This window comes from Bdellovibrio bacteriovorus (assembly GCF_041888015.1).
Taxonomy (GTDB): Bacteria; Bdellovibrionota; Bdellovibrionia; order Bdellovibrionales; family Bdellovibrionaceae; genus Bdellovibrio.
Genome location: NZ_CP168968.1, coordinates 1,957,490 through 1,983,003 on the forward strand (window position 1 = coordinate 1,957,490; position 25,514 = coordinate 1,983,003).

General features: G+C 44.1%; 32 protein-coding genes and 1 tRNA gene. 18 read left to right on the forward strand and 15 right to left on the reverse strand.

What is annotated here, in order from left to right:
• The first annotated feature begins 84 nt into the window (after nt 1–84).
• A complete protein-coding gene (tetR, locus tag ACES2G_RS09490; RefSeq protein ID WP_043619023.1) occupies nt 85–711 on the forward strand; it encodes a tetracycline resistance transcriptional repressor TetR in 627 nt (208 codons plus the stop codon).
• A 235-nt stretch (nt 712–946) separates the two neighbouring features.
• Here the strand turns inward: tetR and ACES2G_RS09495 are convergent, their stop codons facing one another.
• The 5 genes from ACES2G_RS09495 to cml all read right to left on the reverse strand — a co-directional run bounded on the left by ACES2G_RS09495 (nt 947) and on the right by cml (nt 5,415).
• Nucleotides 947–1,495 carry a TetR/AcrR family transcriptional regulator gene (locus ACES2G_RS09495; protein ID WP_374000022.1) on the reverse strand — a complete coding sequence of 183 codons (549 nt, stop codon included), beginning with the start codon at nt 1,493–1,495 and terminating at the stop codon, nt 947–949.
• Between the two features lie 227 nt (nt 1,496–1,722).
• Entirely contained in the window at nt 1,723–2,295 is a 573-nt protein-coding gene (locus tag ACES2G_RS09500; RefSeq protein ID WP_374000023.1) for a transposase, read from the reverse strand.
• A gap of 242 nt (nt 2,296–2,537) precedes the next feature.
• Nucleotides 2,538–3,413, reverse strand: coding sequence for a macrolide 2'-phosphotransferase (locus ACES2G_RS09505; protein ID WP_374000024.1), 876 nt, complete (start codon nt 3,411–3,413; stop codon nt 2,538–2,540).
• Nucleotides 3,414–3,891: 478 nt separating this feature from the next.
• Nucleotides 3,892–4,098 carry a hypothetical protein gene (locus ACES2G_RS09510; RefSeq protein WP_374000025.1) on the reverse strand — a complete coding sequence of 69 codons (207 nt, stop codon included), beginning with the start codon at nt 4,096–4,098 and terminating at the stop codon, nt 3,892–3,894.
• Between the two features lie 117 nt (nt 4,099–4,215).
• The gene (gene cml / locus ACES2G_RS09515) at nt 4,216–5,415 is read right to left on the reverse strand and encodes a CmlA/FloR family chloramphenicol efflux MFS transporter (protein WP_374000026.1); all 1,200 of its coding nucleotides are present in this window, start codon (nt 5,413–5,415) and stop codon (nt 4,216–4,218) included.
• A gap of 718 nt (nt 5,416–6,133) precedes the next feature.
• Between cml and ACES2G_RS09520 the strand changes: the two genes are divergently transcribed.
• Nucleotides 6,134–6,919, forward strand: coding sequence for an aminoglycoside 6-adenylyltransferase (locus ACES2G_RS09520; RefSeq protein ID WP_374000027.1), 786 nt, complete (start codon nt 6,134–6,136; stop codon nt 6,917–6,919).
• A 408-nt stretch (nt 6,920–7,327) separates the two neighbouring features.
• Here the strand turns inward: ACES2G_RS09520 and ACES2G_RS09525 are convergent, their stop codons facing one another.
• Nucleotides 7,328–8,716: a transposase gene (locus ACES2G_RS09525; protein ID WP_374000028.1), complete on the reverse strand. Its 1,389-nt coding sequence runs from the start codon at nt 8,714–8,716 to the stop codon at nt 7,328–7,330.
• Between the two features lie 411 nt (nt 8,717–9,127).
• Here ACES2G_RS09525 and ACES2G_RS09530 point away from each other — a divergent pair, with 411 nt between their 5' ends.
• Nucleotides 9,128–9,673, forward strand: a complete 546-nt coding sequence (locus ACES2G_RS09530; protein ID WP_374000029.1) for an aminoglycoside adenylyltransferase family protein — start codon at nt 9,128–9,130, stop codon at nt 9,671–9,673.
• 13 nt (nt 9,674–9,686) lie between these two features.
• Nucleotides 9,687–10,025 carry an aminoglycoside adenylyltransferase domain-containing protein gene (locus tag ACES2G_RS09535; protein ID WP_374000030.1) on the forward strand — a complete coding sequence of 113 codons (339 nt, stop codon included), beginning with the start codon at nt 9,687–9,689 and terminating at the stop codon, nt 10,023–10,025.
• An 83-nt stretch (nt 10,026–10,108) separates the two neighbouring features.
• Here the strand turns inward: ACES2G_RS09535 and ACES2G_RS09540 are convergent, their stop codons facing one another.
• Genes ACES2G_RS09540 through ACES2G_RS09560 form a run of 5 tightly spaced genes read right to left on the reverse strand, consistent with a single transcriptional unit; the run spans nt 10,109 to nt 13,915 of the window.
• On the reverse strand, nt 10,109–10,828 hold the full coding sequence (locus ACES2G_RS09540; protein WP_374000031.1) for a recombinase family protein: 720 nt from the start codon (nt 10,826–10,828) through the stop codon (nt 10,109–10,111).
• A gap of 50 nt (nt 10,829–10,878) precedes the next feature.
• Nucleotides 10,879–11,406 carry an isoprenylcysteine carboxylmethyltransferase family protein gene (locus tag ACES2G_RS09545; RefSeq protein ID WP_374000032.1) on the reverse strand — a complete coding sequence of 176 codons (528 nt, stop codon included), beginning with the start codon at nt 11,404–11,406 and terminating at the stop codon, nt 10,879–10,881.
• Nucleotide 11,407: 1 nt separating this feature from the next.
• Complete coding sequence (locus tag ACES2G_RS09550; protein ID WP_374000033.1) at nt 11,408–11,764, reverse strand: hypothetical protein; 357 nt, start codon at nt 11,762–11,764, stop codon at nt 11,408–11,410.
• A gap of 10 nt (nt 11,765–11,774) precedes the next feature.
• Nucleotides 11,775–12,551, reverse strand: coding sequence for an alpha/beta fold hydrolase (locus ACES2G_RS09555; protein ID WP_374000034.1), 777 nt, complete (start codon nt 12,549–12,551; stop codon nt 11,775–11,777).
• Nucleotides 12,548–13,915, reverse strand: coding sequence for a sigma-54-dependent transcriptional regulator (locus ACES2G_RS09560; protein WP_374000035.1), 1,368 nt, complete (start codon nt 13,913–13,915; stop codon nt 12,548–12,550). The genes ACES2G_RS09555 and ACES2G_RS09560 overlap by 4 nt, the downstream gene beginning before the upstream one ends.
• A gap of 176 nt (nt 13,916–14,091) precedes the next feature.
• Between ACES2G_RS09560 and ACES2G_RS09565 the strand changes: the two genes are divergently transcribed.
• The 8 genes from ACES2G_RS09565 (at nt 14,092) to ACES2G_RS09600 (ending at nt 18,752) form a co-directional block, all read left to right on the forward strand.
• On the forward strand, nt 14,092–14,475 hold the full coding sequence (locus ACES2G_RS09565) for a hypothetical protein (RefSeq protein ID WP_374000036.1): 384 nt from the start codon (nt 14,092–14,094) through the stop codon (nt 14,473–14,475).
• 16 nt (nt 14,476–14,491) lie between these two features.
• Nucleotides 14,492–14,935 carry a hypothetical protein gene (locus tag ACES2G_RS09570; RefSeq protein ID WP_374000037.1) on the forward strand — a complete coding sequence of 148 codons (444 nt, stop codon included), beginning with the start codon at nt 14,492–14,494 and terminating at the stop codon, nt 14,933–14,935.
• Nucleotides 14,935–15,684 carry a hypothetical protein gene (locus ACES2G_RS09575; protein WP_374000038.1) on the forward strand — a complete coding sequence of 250 codons (750 nt, stop codon included), beginning with the start codon at nt 14,935–14,937 and terminating at the stop codon, nt 15,682–15,684. The genes ACES2G_RS09570 and ACES2G_RS09575 overlap by 1 nt, the downstream gene beginning before the upstream one ends.
• A 232-nt stretch (nt 15,685–15,916) precedes the next feature.
• Nucleotides 15,917–16,330 (forward strand): hypothetical protein, encoded by a 414-nt coding sequence (locus ACES2G_RS09580; RefSeq protein ID WP_374000039.1) that lies wholly within the window; start codon nt 15,917–15,919, stop codon nt 16,328–16,330.
• Nucleotides 16,331–16,379: 49 nt separating this feature from the next.
• The gene (locus ACES2G_RS09585; RefSeq protein ID WP_374000040.1) at nt 16,380–16,562 is read left to right on the forward strand and encodes a hypothetical protein; all 183 of its coding nucleotides are present in this window, start codon (nt 16,380–16,382) and stop codon (nt 16,560–16,562) included.
• Entirely contained in the window at nt 16,559–16,783 is a 225-nt protein-coding gene (locus ACES2G_RS09590) for a helix-turn-helix domain-containing protein (RefSeq protein ID WP_374000041.1), read from the forward strand. The genes ACES2G_RS09585 and ACES2G_RS09590 overlap by 4 nt, the downstream gene beginning before the upstream one ends.
• Before the next feature lie 24 nt (nt 16,784–16,807).
• Entirely contained in the window at nt 16,808–17,011 is a 204-nt protein-coding gene (locus tag ACES2G_RS09595) for a hypothetical protein (protein ID WP_374000042.1), read from the forward strand.
• The gene (locus tag ACES2G_RS09600; protein WP_374000043.1) at nt 17,001–18,752 is read left to right on the forward strand and encodes a recombinase family protein; all 1,752 of its coding nucleotides are present in this window, start codon (nt 17,001–17,003) and stop codon (nt 18,750–18,752) included. The genes ACES2G_RS09595 and ACES2G_RS09600 overlap by 11 nt, the downstream gene beginning before the upstream one ends.
• Here ACES2G_RS09600 and ACES2G_RS09605 read toward each other — a convergent pair.
• Nucleotides 18,731–18,807, reverse strand: a tRNA-Met gene (locus ACES2G_RS09605). The two genes, ACES2G_RS09600 and ACES2G_RS09605, sit on opposite strands and share 22 nt — an antisense overlap.
• 136 nt (nt 18,808–18,943) lie before the next feature.
• Here ACES2G_RS09605 and ACES2G_RS09610 point away from each other — a divergent pair.
• Entirely contained in the window at nt 18,944–19,831 is an 888-nt protein-coding gene (locus ACES2G_RS09610; protein WP_374000044.1) for a hypothetical protein, read from the forward strand.
• 12 nt (nt 19,832–19,843) lie between these two features.
• Complete coding sequence (locus ACES2G_RS09615; protein ID WP_374000045.1) at nt 19,844–20,347, forward strand: hypothetical protein; 504 nt, start codon at nt 19,844–19,846, stop codon at nt 20,345–20,347.
• A gap of 3 nt (nt 20,348–20,350) precedes the next feature.
• Here the strand turns inward: ACES2G_RS09615 and ACES2G_RS09620 are convergent, their stop codons facing one another.
• The gene (locus ACES2G_RS09620) at nt 20,351–21,016 is read right to left on the reverse strand and encodes a hypothetical protein (protein ID WP_374000046.1); all 666 of its coding nucleotides are present in this window, start codon (nt 21,014–21,016) and stop codon (nt 20,351–20,353) included.
• Nucleotides 21,017–21,084: 68 nt separating this feature from the next.
• On the opposite strand from ACES2G_RS09620, the gene ACES2G_RS09625 reads away from it, so the two are divergent.
• Entirely contained in the window at nt 21,085–21,291 is a 207-nt protein-coding gene (locus ACES2G_RS09625; RefSeq protein WP_347358867.1) for a SlyX family protein, read from the forward strand.
• Here the strand turns inward: ACES2G_RS09625 and ACES2G_RS09630 are convergent.
• Together ACES2G_RS09630 and ACES2G_RS09635 are read right to left on the reverse strand one after the other, a co-directional pair.
• Nucleotides 21,288–22,040, reverse strand: coding sequence for a YoaK family protein (locus tag ACES2G_RS09630; RefSeq protein WP_347358868.1), 753 nt, complete (start codon nt 22,038–22,040; stop codon nt 21,288–21,290). The two genes, ACES2G_RS09625 and ACES2G_RS09630, sit on opposite strands and share 4 nt — an antisense overlap.
• Before the next feature lie 33 nt (nt 22,041–22,073).
• The gene (locus ACES2G_RS09635) at nt 22,074–22,571 is read right to left on the reverse strand and encodes a transposase (RefSeq protein ID WP_347358869.1); all 498 of its coding nucleotides are present in this window, start codon (nt 22,569–22,571) and stop codon (nt 22,074–22,076) included.
• Between the two features lie 165 nt (nt 22,572–22,736).
• Between ACES2G_RS09635 and ACES2G_RS09640 the strand changes: the two genes are divergently transcribed.
• From ACES2G_RS09640 to ACES2G_RS09650, 3 genes are all read left to right on the forward strand, one after another.
• Complete coding sequence (locus ACES2G_RS09640) at nt 22,737–23,624, forward strand: 3'-5' exonuclease (protein ID WP_374000047.1); 888 nt, start codon at nt 22,737–22,739, stop codon at nt 23,622–23,624.
• A 104-nt stretch (nt 23,625–23,728) separates the two neighbouring features.
• Nucleotides 23,729–25,066 carry an ATP-binding protein gene (locus ACES2G_RS09645; protein WP_374000048.1) on the forward strand — a complete coding sequence of 446 codons (1,338 nt, stop codon included), beginning with the start codon at nt 23,729–23,731 and terminating at the stop codon, nt 25,064–25,066.
• Complete coding sequence (locus tag ACES2G_RS09650; RefSeq protein ID WP_374000049.1) at nt 25,063–25,470, forward strand: response regulator; 408 nt, start codon at nt 25,063–25,065, stop codon at nt 25,468–25,470. Before ACES2G_RS09645 ends, ACES2G_RS09650 begins: the two co-directional genes overlap by 4 nt.
• The last annotated feature ends 44 nt before the right edge of the window (nt 25,471–25,514 follow it).

The window sequence follows — 25,514 nt, forward strand, 5'->3', positions numbered from 1 at the left end:
AGCGCGAGCGACTTTATCATCGATAAGTATATGGACATAGTACTTATCGGTGATAAATTGTCAAGCGTTGACGAAGGAGCATGAATGACCAAACTGGACAAGGGCACCGTGATCGCGACGGCGCTGGAACTGCTGAACGAGGTTGGCATGGACAACCTGACGACGCGAAAGCTCGCTGAACGCCTCAAGGTTCAGCAGCCAGCGCTTTACTGGCATTTCCAAAACAAGCGTGCGCTGCTTGACGCACTGGCCGAGGCGATGCTGACGGAACGCCACACTCGGTCCCTACCCAAGGAAAACGAGGACTGGCGGGTGTACCTGAAAGAAAACGCCCTGAGTTTCAGAATGGCGTTGCTCTCTTATCGCGACGGCGCGCGTATCCATGCGGGAACTCGACCGACAGAACCGAATTTTGGCACCGCCGAGGCACAAATACGCTTTCTCTGCACGGCGGGCTTTAGTCCGAAGCATGCCGTTTGGACGCTTTTGGCGGTCAGCAACTATGTAGTCGGTTCCGTTCTCGAACAGCAGGCATCTGATGCCGATGAGAGAATTTCGGACAGGTCAGATGTATCCGAGCAAGCACCATCGTCCTTCCTACACGGTCTGTTTCACGAGTTGGAAACAGACAGCATGGATGCTGCGTTCAACTTTGGACTCGACAGCCTCATCGCCGGTTTCGAGCGGCTGCGTTCATGTACAACAAATTAGGATCAAGACCTACTAATTTGGGTTGAGGCATGACTCACGGTCTCGCTTGATGGAGGGAGCCGATGACCGGAACCAACACGCTGGCCACATACTTTATTTCGCGAAAGCAAGAGCGTGCAACCAGGTGAAAATGCCAAGCGAACAGCAATGCCTGCCTCGGGAGAGTAGCGACGGCAATTGCGTGCAATAAGGCTTCTGACGTAAGCTCAGCATCTTCCCCTAGTCTAGCATCATATTAGCTTGGTGATGGACTTCTCAGATAGCCGATGATCAGCCTGCGGCACTGGCCGATCAGCCCATCGGCGCCGACCCTGACGGGATGCCGCTGGATCGCCCGGTGCGCGACCGTTTCCAGCACCGTCTCGATCATGGCGGCCGCATCCGCAAGGTCGAGATCGGGCGAGATTTCCTGCCGATGTCGCTCCAGTTCCGTCTCGATCACCTTCGCCATCCCCCGGCTGATGGCGCGCGTCTTTTCCTCGCGGCCGATGCGCGGTGCGAGATCGTTCAACGCGCGATGCATTTCCGGCTCATGCGGATGGGAAACGAGCGCGAACCCGATCATCGCATCCACGGTATCCACCAGCGTCTTCCCTGGCCGCGCCCGGACCATCGCGGTGAAGCGCGCGAGGACCTCGTCGCTGTAGTGATCGACGACGGCGGCCGCGAGCCCCTGCTTGTTGGGGAAATACTGGTAGAGCGAACCGATGCTCACGCCGGCGCGCTCCGCGACCCGCGCCGTCGTGAGGTTCACGAACCCCTGCTCCGCGTATAGGAAGTTCAAACGCCCTTTTCGGGCAGTCTGCTGGGTAGGCGGCGGTCGCGCAAGCCCCGTTTTGGGCACGGATCGGACGTCTGTGAGTGGGATTTCGGCATCGCGGGGCCACGCAGCGGCGTTGTCAGCAGCCATGCTTCGCTGATTCCCGACAGCGGGCCGAGCGCCGCCCTGCGGATCGTGGCCGCATCGGCTCGGATTCCGGTTTCGCCGTCGGCTGTGCAGCCGGCAGATCGTCACGCGGCTTGCACTGGCGGTGCGCGCGCTGCGGGCCTGTAGTGCGCTTCTTCCCGCGCGCCCTGCTTCACGAAGTGGCCAAGGATGGCGCGGATGGCGGCAGGTTCCTCGATGCTGGCGACGATCCGCACGGTGCCACCGCAGTGGACGCAGGCGGTGACGTCGATGGAAAAGACCCGCTTGAGGCGTTGCGCCCAGCTCATCGAACGGCGCTTCTCCTCGGGGCTGCGCGGCGCGTCGTTCGCGCTTGCGTCCGCCGGCTCCACAGCGGCGTCATGCCGCCTGCCGCGCCCCGATGGCGTCAACTGTGCGCGCAGGGCGGCGTTCGGGGCAAACACCCCGTGGAAGCGGGTCAGGTGGGCGCGCGGTGGCGGGACCAGCGCCGCCAGCTTGGCGATGAAATCCACCGGATCCCATTCCACATGCGTGGTGCCATTGCGCCACGGGGTCTTGAGCTGGTAACGCACCCTGCCCTGGAGCGCTATCGACAGCCGCTTCTCGCTGATCGCCGGGCGCGTGATGTAGCGGCACAGCTTTTCCAGCTTGTGGCTTTCGTGTGCTTCGGCCGCCACGCCGGCATGCAGTGAGAAGCCGCCGACCTTGCCGGCTTCGCCCTCCAGCGAACCGGCGTCACCGGGCAGCGTTTGCAGCGTGACGACCTTGCAGCCAGCGTCGCGGCCGGTGGCGGAGATGATTTTAATAATATTAAAAATCCATTTTCAACAATTATATCATATACTTAAGCCATTACAAAATTATCTGGATGACAAAAGTAGCACACTTCATTATTAAATTTTTTATTCCCAAACTATGCTTAACTATTCAGTTGCTCTTTCGCCGCCTGTATATGGTTATCATCTTTTGTTTTGAGAGCAAACACTCCAAACTTGAGCGGAGCGGCTAAAGTTCGTTGAATTATATGCTCTTTCATTCTCGGCCAAGTTCTTCCGCCCAATTTTTCATAGGCCAATAAAGTCTTATCTAATTGGATTTCACCCAATCCAATGTACTGACCTGCAAAGTCAATGGATGAGTCTCCAATTTGCATTTCACTCCAGTCTATAATTCCCGTTATCCGCTCTTCGGAATTAACTAAAGTGTGGCCTGCATATAAATCTCCGTGGATAATGGTAGAAAAAGATGGCCAGTAAGTATCGTCATCAATCCAAGTTCTCCATTTTTCTTCTAAATGATTAGACAGACCTAGTTGAGTTTTAACCAAATCAATTTCATCCAAAAGTTCTTTTCTAATCTTCTCGGGTGTTCTTAGTGGCAAGCCAAAATCATGAGCCTCTTGGGTAAGTTGATGTAGTTCGTATAAAACTAAGCCCAGTGATTGAGAGTATTTATAAGATTCTAAATCCACATTCCAAATAAACTCTTGGGTGGCTGGATTTACTTCTAATGCAGGTTTATCAGTCAATAGTGGATAAGCAATTAGTTCTGGATTCACAACCTTCCAATCTGGAACATCAAAACTGACTTTAGATTTTAAAAAATTGAGATGGCCCTGCTCTTTTTGAATCTGAGAAAAAATATTTTTCCTACGAGGAACTCTCAAAATCCATTTTTTGCCATCAACACTTTCGCCAATAGAAGTTTGGAAATCCAATCCAAGTTCATTGGTGCTGATAATCTTTTGTATCGGAATACCATATTTAAAAGCCAAACTTAAAATTACATTTTCCATATATTTCCCAGATTTTCTGTCTCTCTATAAATACTATATTATAGTAATATGATACTATATTAGACATGATTCACAACCAAAGACTTTCCTTAACGGGTTTTTTTCCGTCCATTATTTTCCCACTCTATCCGCTCTTGTTCCTTGATTAGTGGATAAGCCTTTATCCACACACTCAAAAAATCCACGGCCAGAATAAGAACAAATACACCGCACAGAGTTAAGAATTGTTCCCCCGTTATTGAACGGCCTAAAAGCCCCAGAACGGGGCTTAAAAAAATCACGGACAAAAACAAAAACCACGACCGCATAACAAAGCGGTAGAAAAAATAAAAGCGGTCATCATTATCAGGACGGAAATTATTTAAAAGCACTGGCAACCTCGCCAATTCCCCACAAAAGCCCCACGACCATTAAGGTCAATGGGGTAGGGATTAGGATAAGGACGAGAACGGAAATCAAGAAACAACAAAAAACCAAATCAATAAAATGAGTTATTTGTAATACCAAGTTCTGGCACATTTCTGTTTTTTGGAAGTACATCTGCATCAAACATAATAAAATCCAGCGAGAAGTGAATGAAAGGCGCCGGAATAACATCCCGGATGTTTTTACATAAAGTTGTTTTCCCTGCACTAGAAGCACCATTGAGTAAAATAATACTTCCGTCGTGATTTAAAGCATCCATGTCGTATTCCTTATTGGTTCACGTCTTTTATAAATCTACCTGCTTTTTATATCGATATCAAACTTCAGTCACAGAACCAGGCACTCGAAACCTGGATAGCTCCGAGTGCCTGGTTTTTCATATGGATTTTCTCATTAAATATTCCACGCCCATTAACATAAAAGTACACACCGGTAATACAGAGGTAAACGCGATGAGGGGCCAGGCGCTATCTCCAGGCAAAAGTAAGGTTACTGCGGTTCCTACTACAGATACAATCAGACTTTGAAGACAATAATAAAAAGCCACAGCTGTTCCCGCCATATGCGGGAACTCTTCAAGTGCACCGTTTGCGGTAACGGAAACAATAAAGATCATTCCAACAGCGATCACCCACATAGGCAAAACAAAAGAGGCGATAGAAAGATCCATCAAGTTATTACATCCGGTAAGGATAATTGATCCCATGAGGATTATTATGAGTCCCCTGATGAGACTCCCCTTTGTTCCCCACTTTGTGACGAAAGATTTGGCAAAATGTGAAACTACAATCATGACGATTGCGACCGAAGCAAATACAAAACTGAAATGCATTTGAGACAGTCCAACTTTTTCCATCAAAACCCTGGGCGCTGTAGAAAAGAAAACAAAAAAAGACCCCATTGCTGTACTAAAACCTAATGTATAAATCCAAAAGGACATACTTTTAAAAATCACTGGTACCGAGATATTTTCCTTCGTCACAGACGAAGGCTTCGTTTCACGCCATCGAAGTAGAGCATGGATAAACGCCATCAAACCAATTCCTCCAAGGAAAATAAATATCATTCTCCAGCCATATAGATAGGCAAGGATGGCTCCCAAGATTGGTCCTAGAGCTGGAACAAAAGCAAGCATTGAACTAAAGAGACTATATATGACATTTCCTTCCGGTTTATCTGCATAGACATCTCTGACTGTAGCGAAGGTTGCCACAAGAGCAGCTGAAGAACCCAATGCCTGAAAAACTCGTGCTCCTAAAAAAAGATAACCATTGCTCGTGAAAACTAGAACGAAGGAGGAAATTGTGAAAAGCAAAGCACCTATTAGCACCACTTTTCTGCGCCCGGTACGATCAGACAAAGGACCAAAGAATAACTGCCCCAGTCCAAGTGTGACCATATAGAGACTAAGAGTTAGCTGGATCACTGATGGTGATGTGTTAAGAGCTTCCGGCATTTTCGGGATAGCTGGGAGGTAAACGTCCATAGCAAGAGAAGCTAAAAGATCAAAAGGCGCCATTAACAATAGGGCCGAAGAAAGAGAATAATTCCAGTCATTAGACAATTTGCCTGACATAAGAACTCCTAAAAAAAGGAATAAACTTCGCCGGCGATATTTCCGAGAACAATGCCTGTGGGATTATCGCCGCAACAATAGAGAATATTGCTGCGGCTTACTTATCTGAGGAGGGATCACTATTCATAATTAATATAGCGTAACACCATTCCTGATTGTTTTCAAGCACTGGTAAAGTTTAAAACCAACTCTCAAACAAGTATAGCCTGAATTAGCCCTCGATTTTACATCTTGGAACCATGGCCCCCCCCTTTTTTAGGAAAAGGATGACCTTCGGTCTCTCTATTTAAAGGAAATCTTCACGCCTTTTTGTCGGATTCGGCTGAAATTTACGGGACGGTCTTATTTAAGGAAAGAGATGAAGGGATTCAGAGATTTAATTTCTTAGGTTGCTTATGATATTTGGGCCAGAAAACATCCTAAGAATTTAGGGAAGGTTTCTGGTGGAGAGAACCTGTCGCGGGGTTTATTAAACCCTCCACCAGTTTTTATATTCTACCAAATACTGAAATCCAAGCAAGTTCAAAAAAAACACATAAGATTCAGCTGCTTAAGTTGCTGAAATCCCAGCGGTTTGATTATATTTAGGGTTAAGCATATAATGAATTTCTATCCTTGAAATAAACCACTTGAAAGGGGACTCCTAGAATGTGTGCAGTAACTAATAAGTAATCATAAATTTTGTCTATTGATTATTAACTACAATTTTTGAGGTCTTATGAGACAGTTGGCCATGATTAGTCAGGTGAAGGAATCTTCTTTGCTTGATCCTAACATCCGTTCAGTTTTTATGTATGGTTCTTTTATCAAAGGTGAAGGAGACAAATATTCCGACATCGAGTTCTATATTTTTTTAACTGATACAGAAAATTTTGATGAGAAACATTGGGTTGCTCAATTGGGTAAAGTCGATTTGTTCTTTAAAAATGAGTTTGGTACTAAAGTTGCGATCTATGATGACTTGATTCGTGCCGAGTTTCATTTTCTTGATATTAAAGAAATAGGAATTATCAAAAGCTGGGAGGGATTAGTTTCTTTTGAACTCAAAGATAAAATGATTCAGGTCGATAAAGATGGATTATTGAAGAATACACTAGATTCTATTTCCGTTATTTCACCAACAAGAAATTCTAAAGAATCAATTGAGTGGTTAGCACAGTCCTTAGTGAACTCTCTGGTATACACATCACATTTGATTGGAAGAAAAGAGTGGGCCCATGCACATATGACATTCTCATATATTCAAAAATTTACTTTATGGTTAATGAGGGTAGAAGCCTTAGCATTTGATCATTGGGAGAGTCCTTCTAAGAGTATCGAAAAAGATATTCCTAAGAAGATGTATGAGAAATATGAAAAAGTTTGTCCAGCTCTCGATCCGGAAGCGGTAACTGCCAGCTTTAGAAGCTCTGTCGAAATTGCAGGAGAATTATTCTTGAATCTCGAAGTTAATCAAGAGATTACTTTGATGTTAGAGAAAATCCGTAGAAGGATAGATTACTGATTTATTGCTTAATAATAAAAAAGCCCCGTGGGTTAAACGGGGCTTAATATAATTTCACTCATTGCTGAGATCATTACCAAAATAATGGGGTCGTGTTCGTAAGCGGACACACTCATTTATAGAGCAGTATTTCTGCCCCAGCGAAAAAAGTAATTGACCTTCTTAGTGTAAAAAATCCAATGAGTCGCTACTGAGTCTATAATTACTATGAAAGTATAGCCTGAATTAGCCCTCGATTTTACATCTTGGAACCATGGCCCCCCCCTTTTTTAGGAAAAGGATGACCTTCGGTCTCTCTATTTAAAGGAAATCTTCACGCCTTTTTGTCGGATTCGGCTGAAATTTACGGGACGGTCTTATTTAAGACCGAAATTAGGCGCACCCCTGCCCTTGCTCAACTAATTTTGCTTAAAAATCGCCCACTGCTTGATCAAAGTAGTCTGCCTCAGGAGGTGCTCTCGGAGACCTGATAATCACTTCATTTGCCGGCTGGCCAAGATGATTCAATATTTTTTGGCAGATATTCTGGGAAGTTATCGTGGCTACCAAAGTTAGCTTGGTGCCACAGTGATCACAATTACTAACTTCATATTTAAAAACGTATTTTAACAATTCGCTCCATGGCGTGCGGTAAACTTTCTTCTTGGTCTTCACTTTCTTAGGACACGCCAAACTCGTTATTTTAGATCTCTTCTTATGACGGGCCCCAAAAACTCCAATATAGCGAATAAGGTTTTGTCTCGGTGGCGGTATAAGAGCAATAATCCTTTTGATGAATTGATCTGGAGTGAATTGCAGATGAGTTGTCCCGTCGGAGTAAGGTGTTTTTAGCTGTAGCCTTACTTTTCCAGATGCCTCATAAGTAATCCTCTCTTTTGCAATGGGACCTCGCAGAATGTAGCGACAAAGTCTCTCCAATTCGGCCCGTTGATGTGCCAAGATTTTTACATTCGCATGCAGACTGAACCCATCATCGTAGGAGCAACGCTTCCCTACAAATTCTCTGAATGGCGGGTCCCAGACCTTGCCGATCTTAAGTGGGAGCTGAAAATTCTCATCTCGGTTTTGTACACTCTGGGCCTGAAAGTCGGATTGATCGTTATAGTCATTTTCAACTTGCTCAAATTTTTCCAGTAGTCTCATTAAGCGTTTCTTCAATGTGCCATTGAGTTGAACGACTTCTTCATGCGTTGGAACAATTTCAAAAAAGACTTCATCGCCAAAATTATTTTCATAGAATACTCCATCGATATAGATCGTATGGAAATGCACGTTTAGATTAAGTGCTCCTCCAAAACGCTGAACGACTGTAATCGCTCCAGCTTTGGGATTTTTCAGATTGTGGATTCTGGCCTTGTATTCATAATGGCGACTAAGTGTCCGGTGAAAAATCGCCAAGGCCTTTCTTAAGAAATCAGGATTTCGCGCGAGCAAAAATCTATGAACATAGGGCATGCTTAATACCCATTGCCTTGTCGGTACTTCCGGAATCACTTCTTCAATTAAATGTTTAGCCGTATCCGACATGCGTCTGCCAGTGCAACTCGGACAAAGCGTTCTCCCTTTGCAGCTAAAGGCAACAAGCTTATCTTTTTGACATAAGGAGCAGTGAAACCTTGCCATGCCGAAGGCGAGGTTTCCGCATCGTAGGTATTTTTTGAATTCTCTCTCCAAGTGATATGGGAGATGGACTCCAATATTTTCTTTATTGAAAAAAACTTGGCGGTAATTTTCTCGAATCAAAGAATGAAGGTCAGAACTGTATGGGTCGCGGGCAATGTACATTCCGCGGTACATGCAAGAAACTGTGACTGATTAAATTTTACTAAATGATTAACATCATTTGCCTGAACGAAAAGTGCCAAAAGAATATACCGTTTGTGAGAGAAGTTTTTACCTTATGGCATTGAATGAGGATAAAGAAAGAAGTCGGCCACGTGTTGAAACTTTGCCTTCAGACATTGACATCACCGTCTATAACTGACGACTCAAAACGAATGGTTCCCAAAGGCCTTTTGATCACTTGGTCTTCGCTAATCGATCCACGCTTAAGCTAACTGCTTGAAAACCCCAAAAACGAGCCTTTGTCATCGAAAGCGAAGACTTCATATAAAGAGGGCACCCCGGAACCATTTCCTTATTGACCGCCGATCTAGAGCTGGGATATGTAGTTAGGAATTTTATTTGCATCCCCTTCTGCGAGACACTATGACTTCCGAGATCCCCGCATCCATCCAAAAACAAGTCGATGAAGCTGCTTCAATTATTCGGAAGCATCTCGGACGACACCTGATAGCTACTTATCTATATGGATCTGCTCTTGATGGAGGCCTGAAACCTGAGAGCGATATCGACCTATTCGTTGTCGTCAATAACTCGCTGTCAGAATCTAATCGCAAGCAGCTCATGACTGAAATGCTGTCAGTTTCTTCATATCCTGCTGCACATGGCATTCGACCTATTGAAGTCACGGTCGTCGATGCTCGAACTCTTAAACCTTGGGTTTACCCACCAAAACGGGAGCTTCAACTCGGAGAATGGCTCCGTAAGGACATCGAATCTGGCTCATTCGAATCTCCAAAAGCTGATCCGGACCTGGCGATCCTGATCACCAAGATTAGAAAGTCCAGCATCGCTCTTCACGGCCCATCTGCGATGGAAATCTTCGACGAGGTTCCGGAGGCGGACCTCAAAAAGGCTTTGCTAAGTACCCTCCAGCAATGGCAGTCAGTAAACGAGCTCCGGGGGGGATGAGCGAACCATCGCCTTGGCGATCGCTCGCATTTGGTTTACGGCCTTGACCGGGACCATTACTTCGAAGGACAAGGCCGCAGAATGGCTCATTCCGCAGGTGCCGATACATCATGCCAAGCTCCTCACTGAAGCCCGCAATGGATATCTAGGAATAGCGCCTGATCGTCTCGCCGAGAAGCACCAGGAATTACTCAACTTTGTCACGTATGCTCAAAGCAAACTCGAAAAAAACTCTAAGCGGCGATACGGCGAAGCGGCTCTAATTTATATTGCCGATCAGTACGAGAGCATGAGCCTTAAAACTTCAAACGTCGATATTCTCAAACTTTTCCCATCAAAATCATCCGAATAATGACACTAGGATTGTTCACAAGCAACGAGTCGAAATGTAAAAATAAAAGAAGCGGCCATTTTAAAAGATGCCCGCTTCCAATTTTATTCAGCAAGCTCTAAATGTAAATCCGAAATGTTAAGATCAAAAACTTGACCTAGATGAACGTCGCTGGTCGGCAGTTTTTCGACAACTGTAGGGTTATCTAAAACAACATTGATTTCCTTTTTCTTGGCTTCAGCTTTCATGGCCCTCATTTCTGCGCCAACTGCACCTGTTGAGCATTTTGCAATTTTTGCGATATCTCTAAATGTCATCCCACTAGCCCTTAACTTGCGAATCAAATCACTATCGCGAGTTTTCAGTCTACCGATACGAATTCCTTTTGCCTTTGCGTTTGCAAGCCCATTTCTGACCCTTTCCGCAATTAAATCTCTTTCTAGCTGGGCCACAGCCCCCAAGATTGTGAAGACGGCTGACCCTAAAGGTGTATTTGTATCAATGGATTCAGTTATTGAAACAAAGCCTACATTAATTTTTTTAAATTCTTCAAGAGCCCTAAGCAAGTGAGTTACAGATCGAGCGTATCGACTGAAAGAATAAACAATGACCTTTCCAATAAAGCCATCACGAACATCTTTCATCATCCGATCTAGTGCTGGTCGAGATTGTTTTACACCTGACTGGTTCTCGTCTTCATAAATTACACAATCAGTGATGTTATTTCTTGTGCAATAATCTCGCAATGCTCGGACCTGAGCTTCAAGCCCAGTTGCTTGATTGCCTGTACTGACTCTGCAATACAAGGCTACTTTTTTTGACATACTTGCTCCTTTTGAATATTTAGAACAAAAGGTCGCGCAGAAAATCATTTTCACGAATTTAGAATTTTGATCTCAATTTTAGATCGAATAAAATATAAGATCATCGAAACTACACAAATAGATAAATTTAACGGATTCAAAATAACCAAACCCATCTCCGAAATTGCATACCCCAAATACATCGGATGTTTGATGTAGCGATAGATGCCGGATCGAACAAGGCCACGGTTAGCTGGCGAGATACCAATTGAAGTCCCAAGTTCAATCGTAGCAAGGACAACGATTAAAAAACCAATAATAGCCAATAGATCGGAAGCTAAGAATAGCGCCTTTGATGAAACTGTAGAACCGAAATACAAAAGTGGCATTGCTGAAGAAGCATAAGCTAAAATCGTTAAAGTTCTAGGGCCCTTTGAATGAGCAGGCTTCCTTTTGAAAAAGAAATAACCTGCGGCAAAATCCCTCAAGACCAAAAGCAAGAAAAAGATGAGTTGGGTTTGTTGCCAGCGATAAAACGCCACAATCCCAAACCCAACCATCATCGCTGATCCGAAATATTTGCCGTTGTCCTTAGTCACATTAAATTCCTGGCTCGCCACGACTGCGAAGAGATTGGAACTCTGGCTGCTTGATTACTTTAATTAATGCGTCCTCAGCACCAATAGCTTGCAAGTAACGAAGTACCTGATGAGCAATAGCTTCATTGAGCTGCTCTTGGTTCGTAATCTGAGGAAACTCTTCACTTAGTGCCGTATAGGCAAAGGGAATAACTTCACCTGTAGCTGTAACTTCTTTTCTTAGTTCGATTAGCTTAGACATTCTGTGCTCTTCAACTTCTACAGAAAAGAACCCAGTCTCATCTGCATAAGCTCTGATCGTTTGAACAGTAGCACCTATCGCTAAAGCCAAAGCTAGTATCTGTATTGTCTTCTTCATAAAATCCCCCTTATCCTTGCAATAATTTTGTTTCAATTATCTTAGCAACCATCACTGGTTGATCTATCGTTACGAAATGGCTTGCGTCTTCGATTTGATTAAAATCGAATTTTCCTAGATGAGAATCCTTTTCTAAAATACTAACTGGCAATAACTTATCATCTGTACCAGCTATAAAAACTTTTTTACTTCCAATCTGTGCTAACGAAGAAAGTATCGGTTCTTTATCAAGAACATCAGAGCGATTATCCTTAAAGTATCTTGCAGACACTTTATCGTTTTGAAGAATCTCTTTACCTTTCGGGGTCTTAAAATAAAGCTCTCCATACTCGGAAAGCCATTTTGAAAAAGACGCATCATCTTGATTTGTAGACCATTCAATTTCAGCATCAGAAAGAGTAGATGTCTTATTGAAATTGTAATTATCGTTAGCTGCTGAAAGGGCTTCTTTAGTAAATGGCGTCGAAATGCAAACAAGACCAGAAACGACTTCGCGAATAAGTAATTCCGCAGCTAAAAAACCACCGAAAGAATGACCGAGAGAAAACTTTTCTCCTGATTCATCAACAACGACATCAGCTAAAGCAGAAGCTATTTCCGCGAAAGATTTTTTGCCTGTATAAGCAGAATCGTTTGTTCCTTGAATATCAACATACATAAGTTCAAAACTTCGTTTTAAAAGATCAAGGTCTCGAAGGGTATTTGAACTTAAGCCCGGCCCACCTGCGACAATAAAAAGCTTTGGTGCATTTTGCTTTTCTGATTGTACTCTTGTTAATTTAATCATGTGAGTACCTCAAAGCGATTTCTAAAGGCTTGAGCACTTTGCGTATTATTCAGTTTAAACTCTTTTATCCAGCGATATAGCGTTGCCTCACTTATACCAAGACTCACAGCAGCCTTTCTTTTATTACCATTAAACTCATTCAGAGTTTTGATTACTTCTTCTTTGCGTGCATTTGACTCAACAACCTCTGCTCTAGTGACGGTCACCTCATGAGGTGACCGGCCATACCCAATTGCTTCAGCAACAACAGCTTTATCAATTGACGTTTTTGTCGAAAGTACAATAATTCGTTCAATGACATTTCTTAATTCACGAATATTACCTTGCCACTGATAAGAAAGAAGCTCGGCTTCTCCATCAGAGGTTAAATGAAATCTGTCACCATCACGAGACAGATCATTGATAAATAAATTTGCGTAAAAAATAATGTCTTCAGGTCGCTCTCTTAATGATGGCAATTTCAATACAAAGGTATTTAATCGCTGAAGGAGATCGAGTCTGAATGTTCCATCTGCAACTTGCTTATTCAAATCCCTATTCGTTGCTGCTATAAAGCGAACATTTATCTTTTTGGTTCTATTTGAGCCTAGAGCTTGAACTTCTTTTTCTTGAATAACTCTAAGAAGTTTAGCTTGAACCGAAGCAGAACATTCACCAATTTCATCTAAAAAGAATAGTCCATTGTGAGCAGTCTCAATAAGACCTGCCTTGTTTGCGACAGCACCAGTAAAAGCTCCGCGCTCGTGTCCAAATAGAATGCTTTCAGCCATTTCTTTTGGGACACATCCCATGTTTGCAGTAACGGCCTTCATTTTTAAATTGAGAGCTATATGCTGGGCCAAGAACTCTTTACCTGTTCCAGTTTCACCCAAAATTAAAATGGGAGCTTCAGAATTACTTCTGATGATCGTGTCTACTTGTCGCAAAACGTTTTTTACAGCTTCTGATTGAGTTAGGTATTTAATCTGAGCTTGGGCTTTGCTAGCAACCCTTAACTGAGTTGCGCTAGTAAGAGATTTCAAAAGAGCTTGAAAGTATCCATCATCTTTTACAATAAATTGAAAATGCTTCCTTCTTGTAGCTTCAACGATACGTCGAGTGCTGGTATCACCACTTAGAACTATTAGGAATGTTCCAGCGGATTGTTTATTCATAAAATCTAAAAGATGAATGCCGTCATGTTCTTGGCCTTCAAAGTTCAAATCAATAACCGCAGCATCAAAGTCGCTATCTGCAACTAATTTCTTTGCTTTTTCAACACTATTAGCAGTCGTGACTTCAAAACTTGAGCGAAGACTTAAATTCAAAGTTTGCAAAATTTCAGAATCGTCATCGCAAATAAGAATTTTTGGTTTTAAATTCATATAACCCCCAAACGAATCTCAAAGCTTGAGCCACCAAGATCGCTTTTTCTATAAATGAGCTTTCCACCATGGGAACGAACAATATGATTTGTCGATGAAAGACCGAAAGCTTGTCTATTAGCTTTGCCTGATTGACCTCGTCCTTGAAGGTAAACAGGAACCTTCGTTTCATCCATATGCGTGGGAATGATCCTGATTCGGCTGAGTATTTCTCTAAGGTCATCGGAACGCTCACCTCTACTAAATTTACAGAACGCCAGTCCAAGACATTATTTGGGGTGAATAAAAGTGGCGAGATGTCGGTTCGTGATGTCGAGGAATTCACGATTCACCCCAATGTCTTCAAAAAAGATTTAGGTGTGGGTGAAGCTATTATGATTGTGCCGCATGAACGTGGGGCAAAAACAGTGAGGATTAAATTTAGTAAAACAGATGATCTTGAACCAGAAGTCATGCCACAGATTGCAAAAACTATAATGCCGCTGCTTGAAGAAATGGAATTGAAACCTAAAAAAAATCAATCAGACAAAGCAAATAATGCTCTTGAAAACGCCGCTTAAAAAGTTAGGAGAATGCATGGGAAAACAAAAAAATAAATTAATTTTAATCTTGAGCCTATCAATCTTGTTGCTACAGACAGGTTGCTCATCAATGGGAAAATCAATGGGTCTCGGTGGGACGATTGGCACAGGAACTGGAGCTGCATTGGGTGGGATTGTTGACCCTGGAAAAAACGGACAATATCGCACTCGCAATGTCATCATCGGTGCTGGTGTGGGTGCTATTGCAGGAACACTCGCAGCAGCTTCAATCCATGATAACAATGAACGCGACAAGGAGCTTGCTTATCTAAAAGGACAAGAGGCCCAAAGAAAATCGTCTAAAGGACAATCTGTCCCATCACTACAACAACCCAAAGTTGAAGCTGTTTGGGTTGAAAGCAAAGTTGTTGGCAACCGTTACATCGAAGGTCACTTTGAGTACATCATCACAGAGCCTACACGCTGGGAGGCTCCTTAATGAAATATACTCACGGTCGCAGGCTTTCAAAAAATACTGTTGAGGCCGTGAGGTTTGTTGCAAAGGTTGGGGCCATGAGCCGTGAAACTTGGTACGAATTGTTTGCTCAAGGAACTCTCCGCTGGCGACAAATGCAACTTCAACATTTGATTGATCGAAGAATTTTTAAGCGACATACCAGCAAGCACGGACACAATGCTGTTGTGATTGACACTTTCGGAGTTGAGCTTATCAAAGAAATGAAGTGGCAACACGTTCACTCTATCTATCCACACTTCATCGAACATGATGAAACTGTAGGAGCTGGACTTTGGAAATTAGAAAAAGCTGGCATCTGCCAAAAATGGATAACTGAAAGTGAAATGAAGATTCAGAAGTCTGCCAGCTTTAGGTTGGAAGTTAAGGAAGGTGGTTTTAAATATCCAGATGCCGTGTTCAAGCTCCAAGGAAATCTCAATACTCCAATTGTGGCGGTTGAATATGAAAGAACAGCAAAGACTAACTGGCGATATAACAAAGCTATACGCGCCTACAGTGAAGCGTACGATTTTGGTTTTGTCTTCTTCGTTGTTGAAAACCAGGCCATTGAAAAGACCATTCAAAGGGCCATGAAATACATTGGGGATGGAAGACTGAATTCACGAATCGGTTTTATCAGTATTGAGGATTGGAAAACGAATCCCGCAAGCGCAGAACTCCGAGGCCTCAAGATGTGCCAGAGTTTAAAGGAACTCGCCTCGAAAATTTGAAATGAGAAGCCTTCGTCAAAGCCTACACATGGCGAAGGCTTCTCTGATTAACTGATGAGAGAATATCTATCAAAAAGATAAAGAATAACAAGAATTTCCCCACCGCCACCTCGTTCTTAACGTCCCTTGGTCGCTGTTGACCCCTCCCACCCAACGAGTTGAGAGGAAGGGGTCAACAGCTAGGTACTAAACAGAGGTGGCGGTGGGGAAATAAAAAATAAAGGTAAGAGATATGGATAATAATAATAATAATAATAATAATATAAATACAAATACGGGAACAGAGAGAGAACTAGATCGTACTAATCAAACAGTCAGTGCCAAGTTACAAAGAATTGTGGTTTCTAATGAGTCATTGGCCGCACTGAAGGCCATCATTGATAAAGTGAATGATGGCTTCAATGGCGGCAAGGTCAACCAGACTGAAATCGCAAACTGGATAATCTTGCGTTTTCAGTCTGAGCTAGATGAATCTCAAATCAAAGAGATTCGGGCTGAGCACTTCGACGAAGTGGCCATGCTCGAAAACATTTTAAAACAAGCAAAAGAGTCTGGAAAAGTTCCTACGGATTTCAAAGTCTTACTGCAAAAACAAATCGGACTCGATGAGTCACCAAAGAAAAAGTCCTCACGAGCCTTGACTTGATTATATCATCAATGATGATATAATCAAAATAGTAACTCTTGAGGAAGTAATGAACGGAAAGAATTGGAAATCAAAAAAGAAACAGTGGGACGACTTAGTTAAGCCCGAAACAAAGGCGAAAGCAGCCAAGGCCGCTGCTCTTAAAAACAAAGGAAAATCTGTTAGTCAGATCGCCGACGAATTGGATTTAAGCATATCCAGAATTTATGAGCTGCTAAGGACTAAATCGTGAAAGGTATAGAAGTAAGAGAGATTCGGGAAAAGCTAGGATTAAATCGAGAACAGTTTGCTGATCTTCTATGTCTTTCGGGCTATCAAGCAATGATGAACATAGAAACAGATTTTCGCAAACCAAGTAAGCTCACTGTTCGCGTTCTTCGATTTCTTGATGACCAACCAAAAAAGAAAGCTTTGGAATTTATTGATAATTTTAATGGATATGAAACTGAGTAAATTATCAAATCATAGGAAATATTTTTGGAAATCAAAAAGTCAAAGTCTGCACAAGCGGCAGCACAAGATTTTTTGAGCATCGAAATGATTGGGGTTGAGCTGGATTCAGATTCTGCAAAAAGAACGAAAGAATCCGCACAAAAAATTTTAGGGATGATGTTTGCCTCTCTACATAAGAAAGGTCGCCCCTCCAAACATCACAGTGAGGAAATAAAGTATGGCATTTAATATTGGATTATATATTCGAGTTAGTACTGAAGAGCAGGCCCTTCGCATGGAAGGGTCACTTGAAAGTCAGAAGCACAGACTTTGTGGCTATGTTGATATTAAAAATATGCAACAACAAAACTGGGGTGTTGTTATTGATGAGTACATTGATGATGGGTTCTCCGCAAAGGACACCAATCGTCCCGCTCTTCAAAAGCTCATCAAAGACTTAAAGAAAGGAAGAATCAATACAGTTCTTGTGACAGACCTATCACGTCTTTCAAGAAGCATTAGAGACTTCTGTGTATTGATTGATTTCTTTAAAGAAACAAAAACTCAATTTTTATCACTCAAAGAGCAATTCGACACGACCACCGCCGCTGGTGAGATGATGCTCTTTAATATGATTAATCTAGCCCAATTCGAGCGCAGGCAGATTTCAGAAAGAGTTACTTTAAATTTTCACTCACGAGCTTTGCGTGGGTTAAGAAATGGCGGCTCAACAATCCTTGGATATAAAGTCGATCCGACCAACAAATCTACTTTGGCTGTAAATGAAGAGGAAGTCTCATTGGTTGAAAAAGTATTTAGAACATACATTGAAGAGCGATCAACTTTTGCAACCGCAACAAGACTCCGTGAGGAAAATGTTCCATTCAAGGGAGCTAATGGTGAAACGTGGAATACGCAGACTGTAAAAAATATTCTCAACAATCACAGCTATATTGGCATGAGGGAGGTCAACAAAGGTAACAAGTCGAAAGATCAAAGTGAATTGAAAACTTTTGAGCAATACCAAATCGTAACGGCTTCTTGGCCTGCAATAATTGACGAGGTAACATTTAACCTTGTTCAGAGTATGCTTTCAGACAATGCAAAGAATGAAAGACTTAGATTGAAAAATGCCAAAGCAAGAACCTTTCTTTTTACTGGGCTTGCAAGTTGCGGCGAATGTGGTCGTCCACTTGTAGGATCGACAGGTCACGGACAAAAAAGAGATATTCGTTATTATGTCCATAGACCCATTGAAGGAAAAACTGTTAGCTGCTCAATTAAAAGATATAGAGCTGATGAAATTGAGTCCGCACTAGAAAACCATCTATTGAAAGTTATCAATCAAGCTGGTTACTTGGATGGTGTTGAAAAATCTGTTAGTGCTTCCATTCTTTCGGACAAAGAGTCCGTTGTTACACAAAAGAATTCTTCATCAAAGGCACTTGGCCAAATTGATAGTGACATAAAGAGCTTGGTTCGTTTGCAAATGCAAACCGACAATATGGAACTTCAGAATCTCTATTCAGGACAAATTATCGAATTACAAGAGCAACGAAAGAAAGAACGTGAAACCTTAGATCGCTGTGAGTTGCTTTTAGCAGACATTATAGACCCAAAGAAATTTGTGAATGGACTTCAAGAAGGCTTGAAGCGGTTGCAATTGGCGTGGACCAAGGCAAATCCGAAAATGAGAAAGGCTTTGCTACGAGTTGTTGTTGATAAGCTGATTTTTAAAGAAGGTCAGGCTCAAGTTTTTTATCGTCAGATCAATCAAGGGTCTGACGATGGGAAATCAAAAAATAAGGTAGTGAATCTATCGGAAAAACGAGAATCCACGAAAATGAACGTAAAACACCAATCCCAAGCTTCAGTAGAAGCCAGTGGCGATGCGTTTCATATGTCTTTGGAATTATTTAGAAAGTCATCCCATAATCCAATGGACCAAGGGTGGTATATTGGAAAAAATGGTTGCGGGGGCAGGATTTGAACCTACGGCCTTCGGGTTATGAGCCCGACGAGCTACCAGACTGCTCCACCCCGCGACAAGTGAGATGTGACTATATGCCTCTCTGACCTGTGGGTCAACCCCTCATTATTAATAAATGTAATATAGCACCACGTATCATTGCTCAGGGACTCGATATGTGATTCAGTTCTTCTGTATTACAGGAGACATTCATGAAGTGGAAGAATACTCTTAAAATCCTCTCTATCAGCTTGGCACTTTGTCTTGTTGTTTTAACAGGCATCGGACTTTGGGGACTATCCAGACTTCCCTCGGCATATCAAATTAAGAATGCTTTAGTTCCGCCTACAGTCAGCAAAGCTGCTGAAGAAAACGGCTCAACTTCAGAGGACACAACAGCAATTTCTTCAGGCAAAATGGCCTTGCAAGTCTTGCGAGATGATTTTGCAAAGACGGATCGCCCCCTTTCCGAGGGCTGCAAATATCTGACAAAGGCCTCTGAAAGCACCTTCTTAAAAGACCCTAACAACGCCACCTTCAGATTCTTCATCACCAGCCTTTACAATAACCATGATCCCTTGGTGGAAACAGCAGCTCCTGTGTTCCGCTATCTCTTCCGCCTGCCAGGAATGGACACCGTGGTTCCCGCAGTCTTGCAGTCCACGGAAACAGAGCAAGGCCTCTTCCAAAAAGCACAGTTTTACTATTATCTTTATCAAGCCGGAGATCACCTGAGCCGCAACCCCGAAGAACTCGATGAGATTCTGCAAAAAAGCTACAACCTGCACAGTCTAGCTAAAGCAGTTTCTCAAAAAACGGAACTTGCCAACGACTCTGAAACCCAAGTTCTCTGTGACGAGTTGGAAAAAGAACTGAATTTGCAAGAACCTTTCGATGCTGACAAAGCGGCAGAAAGAATGACTCGGTTCTTTGCCAATAAAAATATCGACATCAAAGCCTTGAACTATGATCCTCAGTACAGATCGAAAACTCAGATCCAACTGTCCGGCAGCAAAATTGGTGTGCAGGACACGTGGGTAGCCAAACTTTTCGCCAAAGACATCGAAGAGCGCGAAAAAAGAAGAAAGAAAACTCACTAAGAGGTTTATTCCATGAAGACACTGTTGTTTGTTTCAATCCTTGCTTTGATTGGATGTCAGACAAACAACACTGTGGCCAGCATAGAGGCTCTTAACAAAAAAGAATTGCGTGGATATTTCACCCAAAATCTTCAAACTCTTGCCTGGAGTTCCAAAGCCCGCTCTCGCGCATTGGGAGGCATGCGGGCGCCACCCGCGCCTGTGAAAGTGCAGATTCTGGACACTCGCGAACCTAAAATCTCTTTAGCGGATAACTGGCAGCAAGAAAAACGCTTAAAATCCACCATCACCCCTTTGTATTGGAAAGAGCTGATGGATGAAGATCAACAACCTCGCCCCGACATTCGAAGCAAACTCAAGGCGGCAGGCCTGCAAAAATATGAACTGCTGCTGATTCTTTCTGACACAGCGGCACGTGCCCGACGACTGGCCGAGATCACTTTTCAGGCGGGCTATGCAAAGACAAAATATTACGATGCCTCGTATGTGGGAATTGCCGATATTTTTGCAGAATGATTTTTACTGATTTTTTAAAGAACCTGCCGCCTGCTCACCGGGGAAACGAACTTCAATAAGCTGATCGTCTTTTAAGTTAAATACCACACCCAACCAGGCACGTACAAATTCCTGGACAGATTTTCGCGCCTGTTCGCGGACCAGAGCTCTATTCTCAATAGAGCGATCCACTAACAGCCCGGACAGATCTTGTGCCAGCTTTTGCAGCGACTCTTTTTCATTGCGCAGGATGCTGCCTTTTTCAATTCCCAACTTCATTCCCGCAATATCCACCGCTGGCTTGCTGCTGGTTAAATCTGGAATATGGACAATCAAAGTCGCCTGGTCTTTCTCAAAACGCCAGCCCGCTGTCAGATTCACAAAATAATTATACTCCACAGGAATTTCGGCCTTGATGACAATCGACGGCAGATCAAACCACAGGGCCTTGGCGTGAGAAGTGCGCTCAAACACCTCGGTCTGCTGAAGCTTGGCGACGTACAGGCTTTGTTTGCCGGTGATCTTGGTGGCATAAGCATAAAAGCGGTCCGTGACCTCTTCAGTAAACAGATCCGGCATCCCCGACAAAGAGGCGCGATATGTGGTCACCAGCCTCTGGGCAATCATCAAAATCACCACAAAAACAGCCAAAGCAGGAAGAGTTTTCAGTATCAGTATCCACTTGCGCATATCAATTTATCGGCTGAAATTGACGTCTTTGCAAGTCTAGGGTATGAAACGCCCTATACGAGGACACTATGGACGACCAACGCCTAATCACGATTGAAACCAAACTGGCTCATCAGGAACATCAACTGGAAGAACTGAGTCAGGTCATCTACCAGCAACAGCAGACCATAGATAAATTAGAAGTTCTGCTGCAAGGCCTTACCAGCAGACTCAAAGAAGCTTTAGGCGATGGCGGAGACGAAATTCGCGGCAACGAAAAGCCACCGCATTACTAAATTTTCCGCGACGGAACCAAAACCTGGAAGTAGTACATTGTCCAAAAAAGCACTCCAGAGGTCACAACCGGAATCACAAAGCCTCCGTGCCCGAGCAAACTGAAGGCAAAACCTCCGATAACAGATCCCAAGCCGAAGAATCCGATGATCCCCAAGCGCATCAGATTGGCTTTCAGCTCTCCATCAAAGGCTATTTCCTTTTCCAGCTTGCGATAATTCAGAAGACGACTTAGACCAATCCCCAGATCGGTCGTGATCCCCGTCAAGTGAGTCGTGCGAATCACTGAGCGCGACACCGTCGTAATTGTCCCATTTTGAATACCACAGATCAGACACAGCAAAATCAACAGCGTGTAGTCACGAGATTGCCTTAGCGGCTCTCCAAACGTTCCAAAATATCCAAGCAGGCCACCTGCCGCCACCAGAACTGTCAGGAAGAAGATCATTCCGAAGCTGATATAGTATTTTGGTTTTTTATGAAGCTTCAAGCGCACATCCACCAGCAAACCGCTGATCATGGCGCCAAACAAAAAGAACAAAGGAACGGCCAGCATCCCCAAAGCCATCTCAAAATCAAACTGACTGACCTCATGTCCGAAGAAAGTGGCAAATCCCGTCACGTGAGAAACGAAGCGGTGACAGGCCATGAAACCACCGATATTTAAGATTCCGGCCTGCATCGCCATCAGCATCCAAATGCAGATATTACTTCTTGTATAGTGGGAAATGGATTCATTTCCGTAAAGCATGACTGGCCACCTGGTGGTAACACCACCTTAGATCTAAATTCCTTTATCTGACACCTGATACACAGACAGCTCCGGAGGTGTCACCCCCTGCTGCTTCATCGTCTGAGGATCACGCAACTCAATACGAACAGAGTTAAATCCATGACGATCAATAAAACGAATCACCGTTTCATCTCCGTTTTCACTGGCGCCGGACACAAAAAGATTCATATCAAACAACGGACGAATCGCGCGCAGACGCAAAACTCCGTCGGCAATATCCCAAGTCCCCTGTCCATCCCCTAGCTTGTCCACTTGATAGTAGAATTTACCATTGGCAAAAAGCGCCATGCGCATTGGATACTCAGCTCCGGTCTGCAACAGCTTCAGTTGATCGAGCTTTTCAGCGGCGGCACTCTCATTTTCGGAAGAATTCACAAAGCGTCCATAAAAGGCTGCTTCCCGCTTATTAGCAGTCATCGTGGACATGGGCGAACACGCCGTCACAAAAAGAGCCATGGAGACAACAGCAACAAAGACAGCCTTGAACATAGATGCAAAATCCTCTTAGAATATTGATTTAAGACTACAACTTAAAATTCATAAGTCAAATCAAGAGGATGACTTCAAGGCCTCAGCCCAGCGCAAAGCGCCGCGCATTGACGATCCCCCGTCCAGCTTTCTAAGATGGCGAACGATTTCTAAGGAGTTCTCACGATGGCATTTCGCTGGATTGGCAAATCAGAAGACGGAAAAACAGTCACCCTTCGCCGCTTGGAAGACTGCAAACTAAATACTCCCGCTTACGCCACCACAACGTGGGTTCGCGACAATGCCGATATCATCCGCTTTGGCGCTATTCTGGATGTTGAAACCACCGGGCTAAACCAGACAGAAGATCAGATCATTGAGATCGGCATCCGTCAGTTTATCTTCAATAAGAACTCAGGCGAAGTTTTGGCTGTGACCAAGTCTTATTCCAGCTTCCAAGACCCGGGCCGCCCTATCTCTGCGGAAATTCAAGACCTGACTGGAATCACCGACGAAATGGTGGCGGGTAAACAGATCGACTGGACCGAAGTGGACAAACTGCTGGGAGAATCCCAGCTGGTGATCGCTCACAACGCGAAATTCGATCGCCCGTTCATTGAGCGCAAATCCAAAACCTCTGCCGACAAAGTCTGGGCTTGTTCTTATAAGCAAATCGATTGGTCCGCCAAAGGATTTTCCAGCACCAAGCTGGAGCTTTTGAATATCTATCATGGCTTCTTTACGGATTCCCATCGCGCTATCAACGATGTGGATGCTTTGCTTTATCTGTTAAGCCTTGAAGAGGAAAAATCCAACAAGCCCTACCTGCTGGAGCTTATCACCAATGCCCGCCGCTTGATGACTCAAGTGATTGCCACCGCAGCTCCGTTCGAAGCCAAAGATCATTTAAAAACCCGCGGGTACAATTGGGACAGTATCAATCGTTTCTGGCATAAAGTCATTTTCAAGGACGAAGTCCCTCACGAAACCAAATGGCTGGAAGAAACCGTGTATGTCGGACCCTTCGGCGGCATGATCCGCGACATCGCGCTGGTGGATGCGTTTAAAAACTGACTCAAAATTTCCTAGACTGTATCGGTGACTTTTGACATAGCAATGTCTCTGAAAGATCTTTCTCTTGCTGGCGTGATAGACTAGAGATTGGCTGGAGGCAGCCTATGGAAGTCAATACGATGCAATCGTTAGAGCTCATCAAAGACATTTACAATGTCGACCAGCTTCTTTCAGGAAAGTCCTACATTCAGGAACTTGTGCATCGGTTGGCAAAAGCCTTGAACGTCAAATACGTCATGGTTGGCCACGCCATAGAGCCGGAACAAACAAGCATTCAGACTGATTTTCTCTGGGCCGGAGACGGCTTTATCCCCAACGTCATCTATGACTTGGCGGGCTCTCCCTGCACCCATGTGATCTGCGGCACCCGCGTTAACTGCTACAATTCACATGTTCGACTGGCTTTCCCCAAAGACAAAATGCTGCAGGATATGAACATCGAATCCTATATCGGCGCGCCATTTCTGCACACCGATGGCGGACTGATTGGACTTTTGGTGATTATGGATGAACATCCATTCAAAAATCCCACCATGCTTTCCTCTGTTGTCGAGTTTTTTGCCGCTCGCATTGGGACGGAGTACCGACGTCTCGCCGCAGAGGAATCTTTGTTGCGCATCAAAGACAGTCTGGAGATGTTGGCTCGAGAACGAACTTCCGAACTGCAGCAAGCCTTCGCTTCTCTCCAACAAACCCAAAAGCAATTGATATCTCAAGAGAAGCTTGCCACCATCGGGCGCATCACATTCGGCATTGCCCATGAACTGAAAAATCCCCTGAACATCATCATCAACGCTTCAGAGATTCTACAAACCGAGGAGCTGGATCAGGATTCCTTCACAAAAGCCGCCGAGATGATTCAACAGCACAGCCTGCGCGCCAACGACATTATTACCAGTATGCTGAGACAGGCCCGCCAAGAGCCCGACCAACAAGCAGAATGGACTAATCTTTCTTCCGTGCTTGATCGTGCTCTGGATATGTATCTTCGCTCCATCACGGACTCAGAGCTGCGCTCCCGACTTCTAAAAAATATTCTGGTCACCCCGAATATCAAAGCCTTTCTCTGGGATGTTCCAGGCATTGAACGTGTTTTTATTAACATTGTGGACAATGCCCTTTATGCCCTTGCCGCAAAAATGCGCCAGAACGGGACTGCATACACTCCAGAGATTCATGTTTCGCTCACACAAGAACCCGGCTTCTGCAGAATTAAAGTACGGGACAACGGCATCGGCATCCCTTTGAAACACCTTCCCAATGTTTGTGATGAGTTCTACACCACCAAACCTGCTGGCGAAGGAACCGGACTAGGACTTTGGATTGCCAAACAGAATGTCGAAAAAAATCGAGGTACTTTTAACATCACCAGCGAGGAAGGATTCTTCACAGAGGCGACCATTGACTTTCCCAACTCTGCGGAGCTGGAGGTGCGACCATGATGGCGCATGAACCTTTAAACGTCGTGGTCGTTGACGATGAAGCCAGCGTTGGGGTTCTGTGCGAGCTGCGTTTTCGAAAATCCATCCAAAAAGGCGACGTGCATTTTCATTTCTTTGAAAATGCCCAATCGTGTTTACGCTATCTGGAATCTTCAGAAAGAACACCGGGCTCCGAAGTTTTGTTGACTGACATTAATATGCCGGAAATTTCTGGCTATGACCTTTTGAAGAAAGTGAAACAACAATTTCCTGGTATAGACGTCTATATGATGAGCGCTTATGATGACGACCTGAGCATAAGTAAATCGCTAAATCTTGGCGCGAACGGCTACTTCACCAAGCCAGTAAACTATAAAGAACTCGCATCCCGTATCGAAGAAGATTATGGCGTTCACCTGACTTGACGAATCTCAGATCGACCCCATGTTTAGGGAAGCCCCTCTTTTAG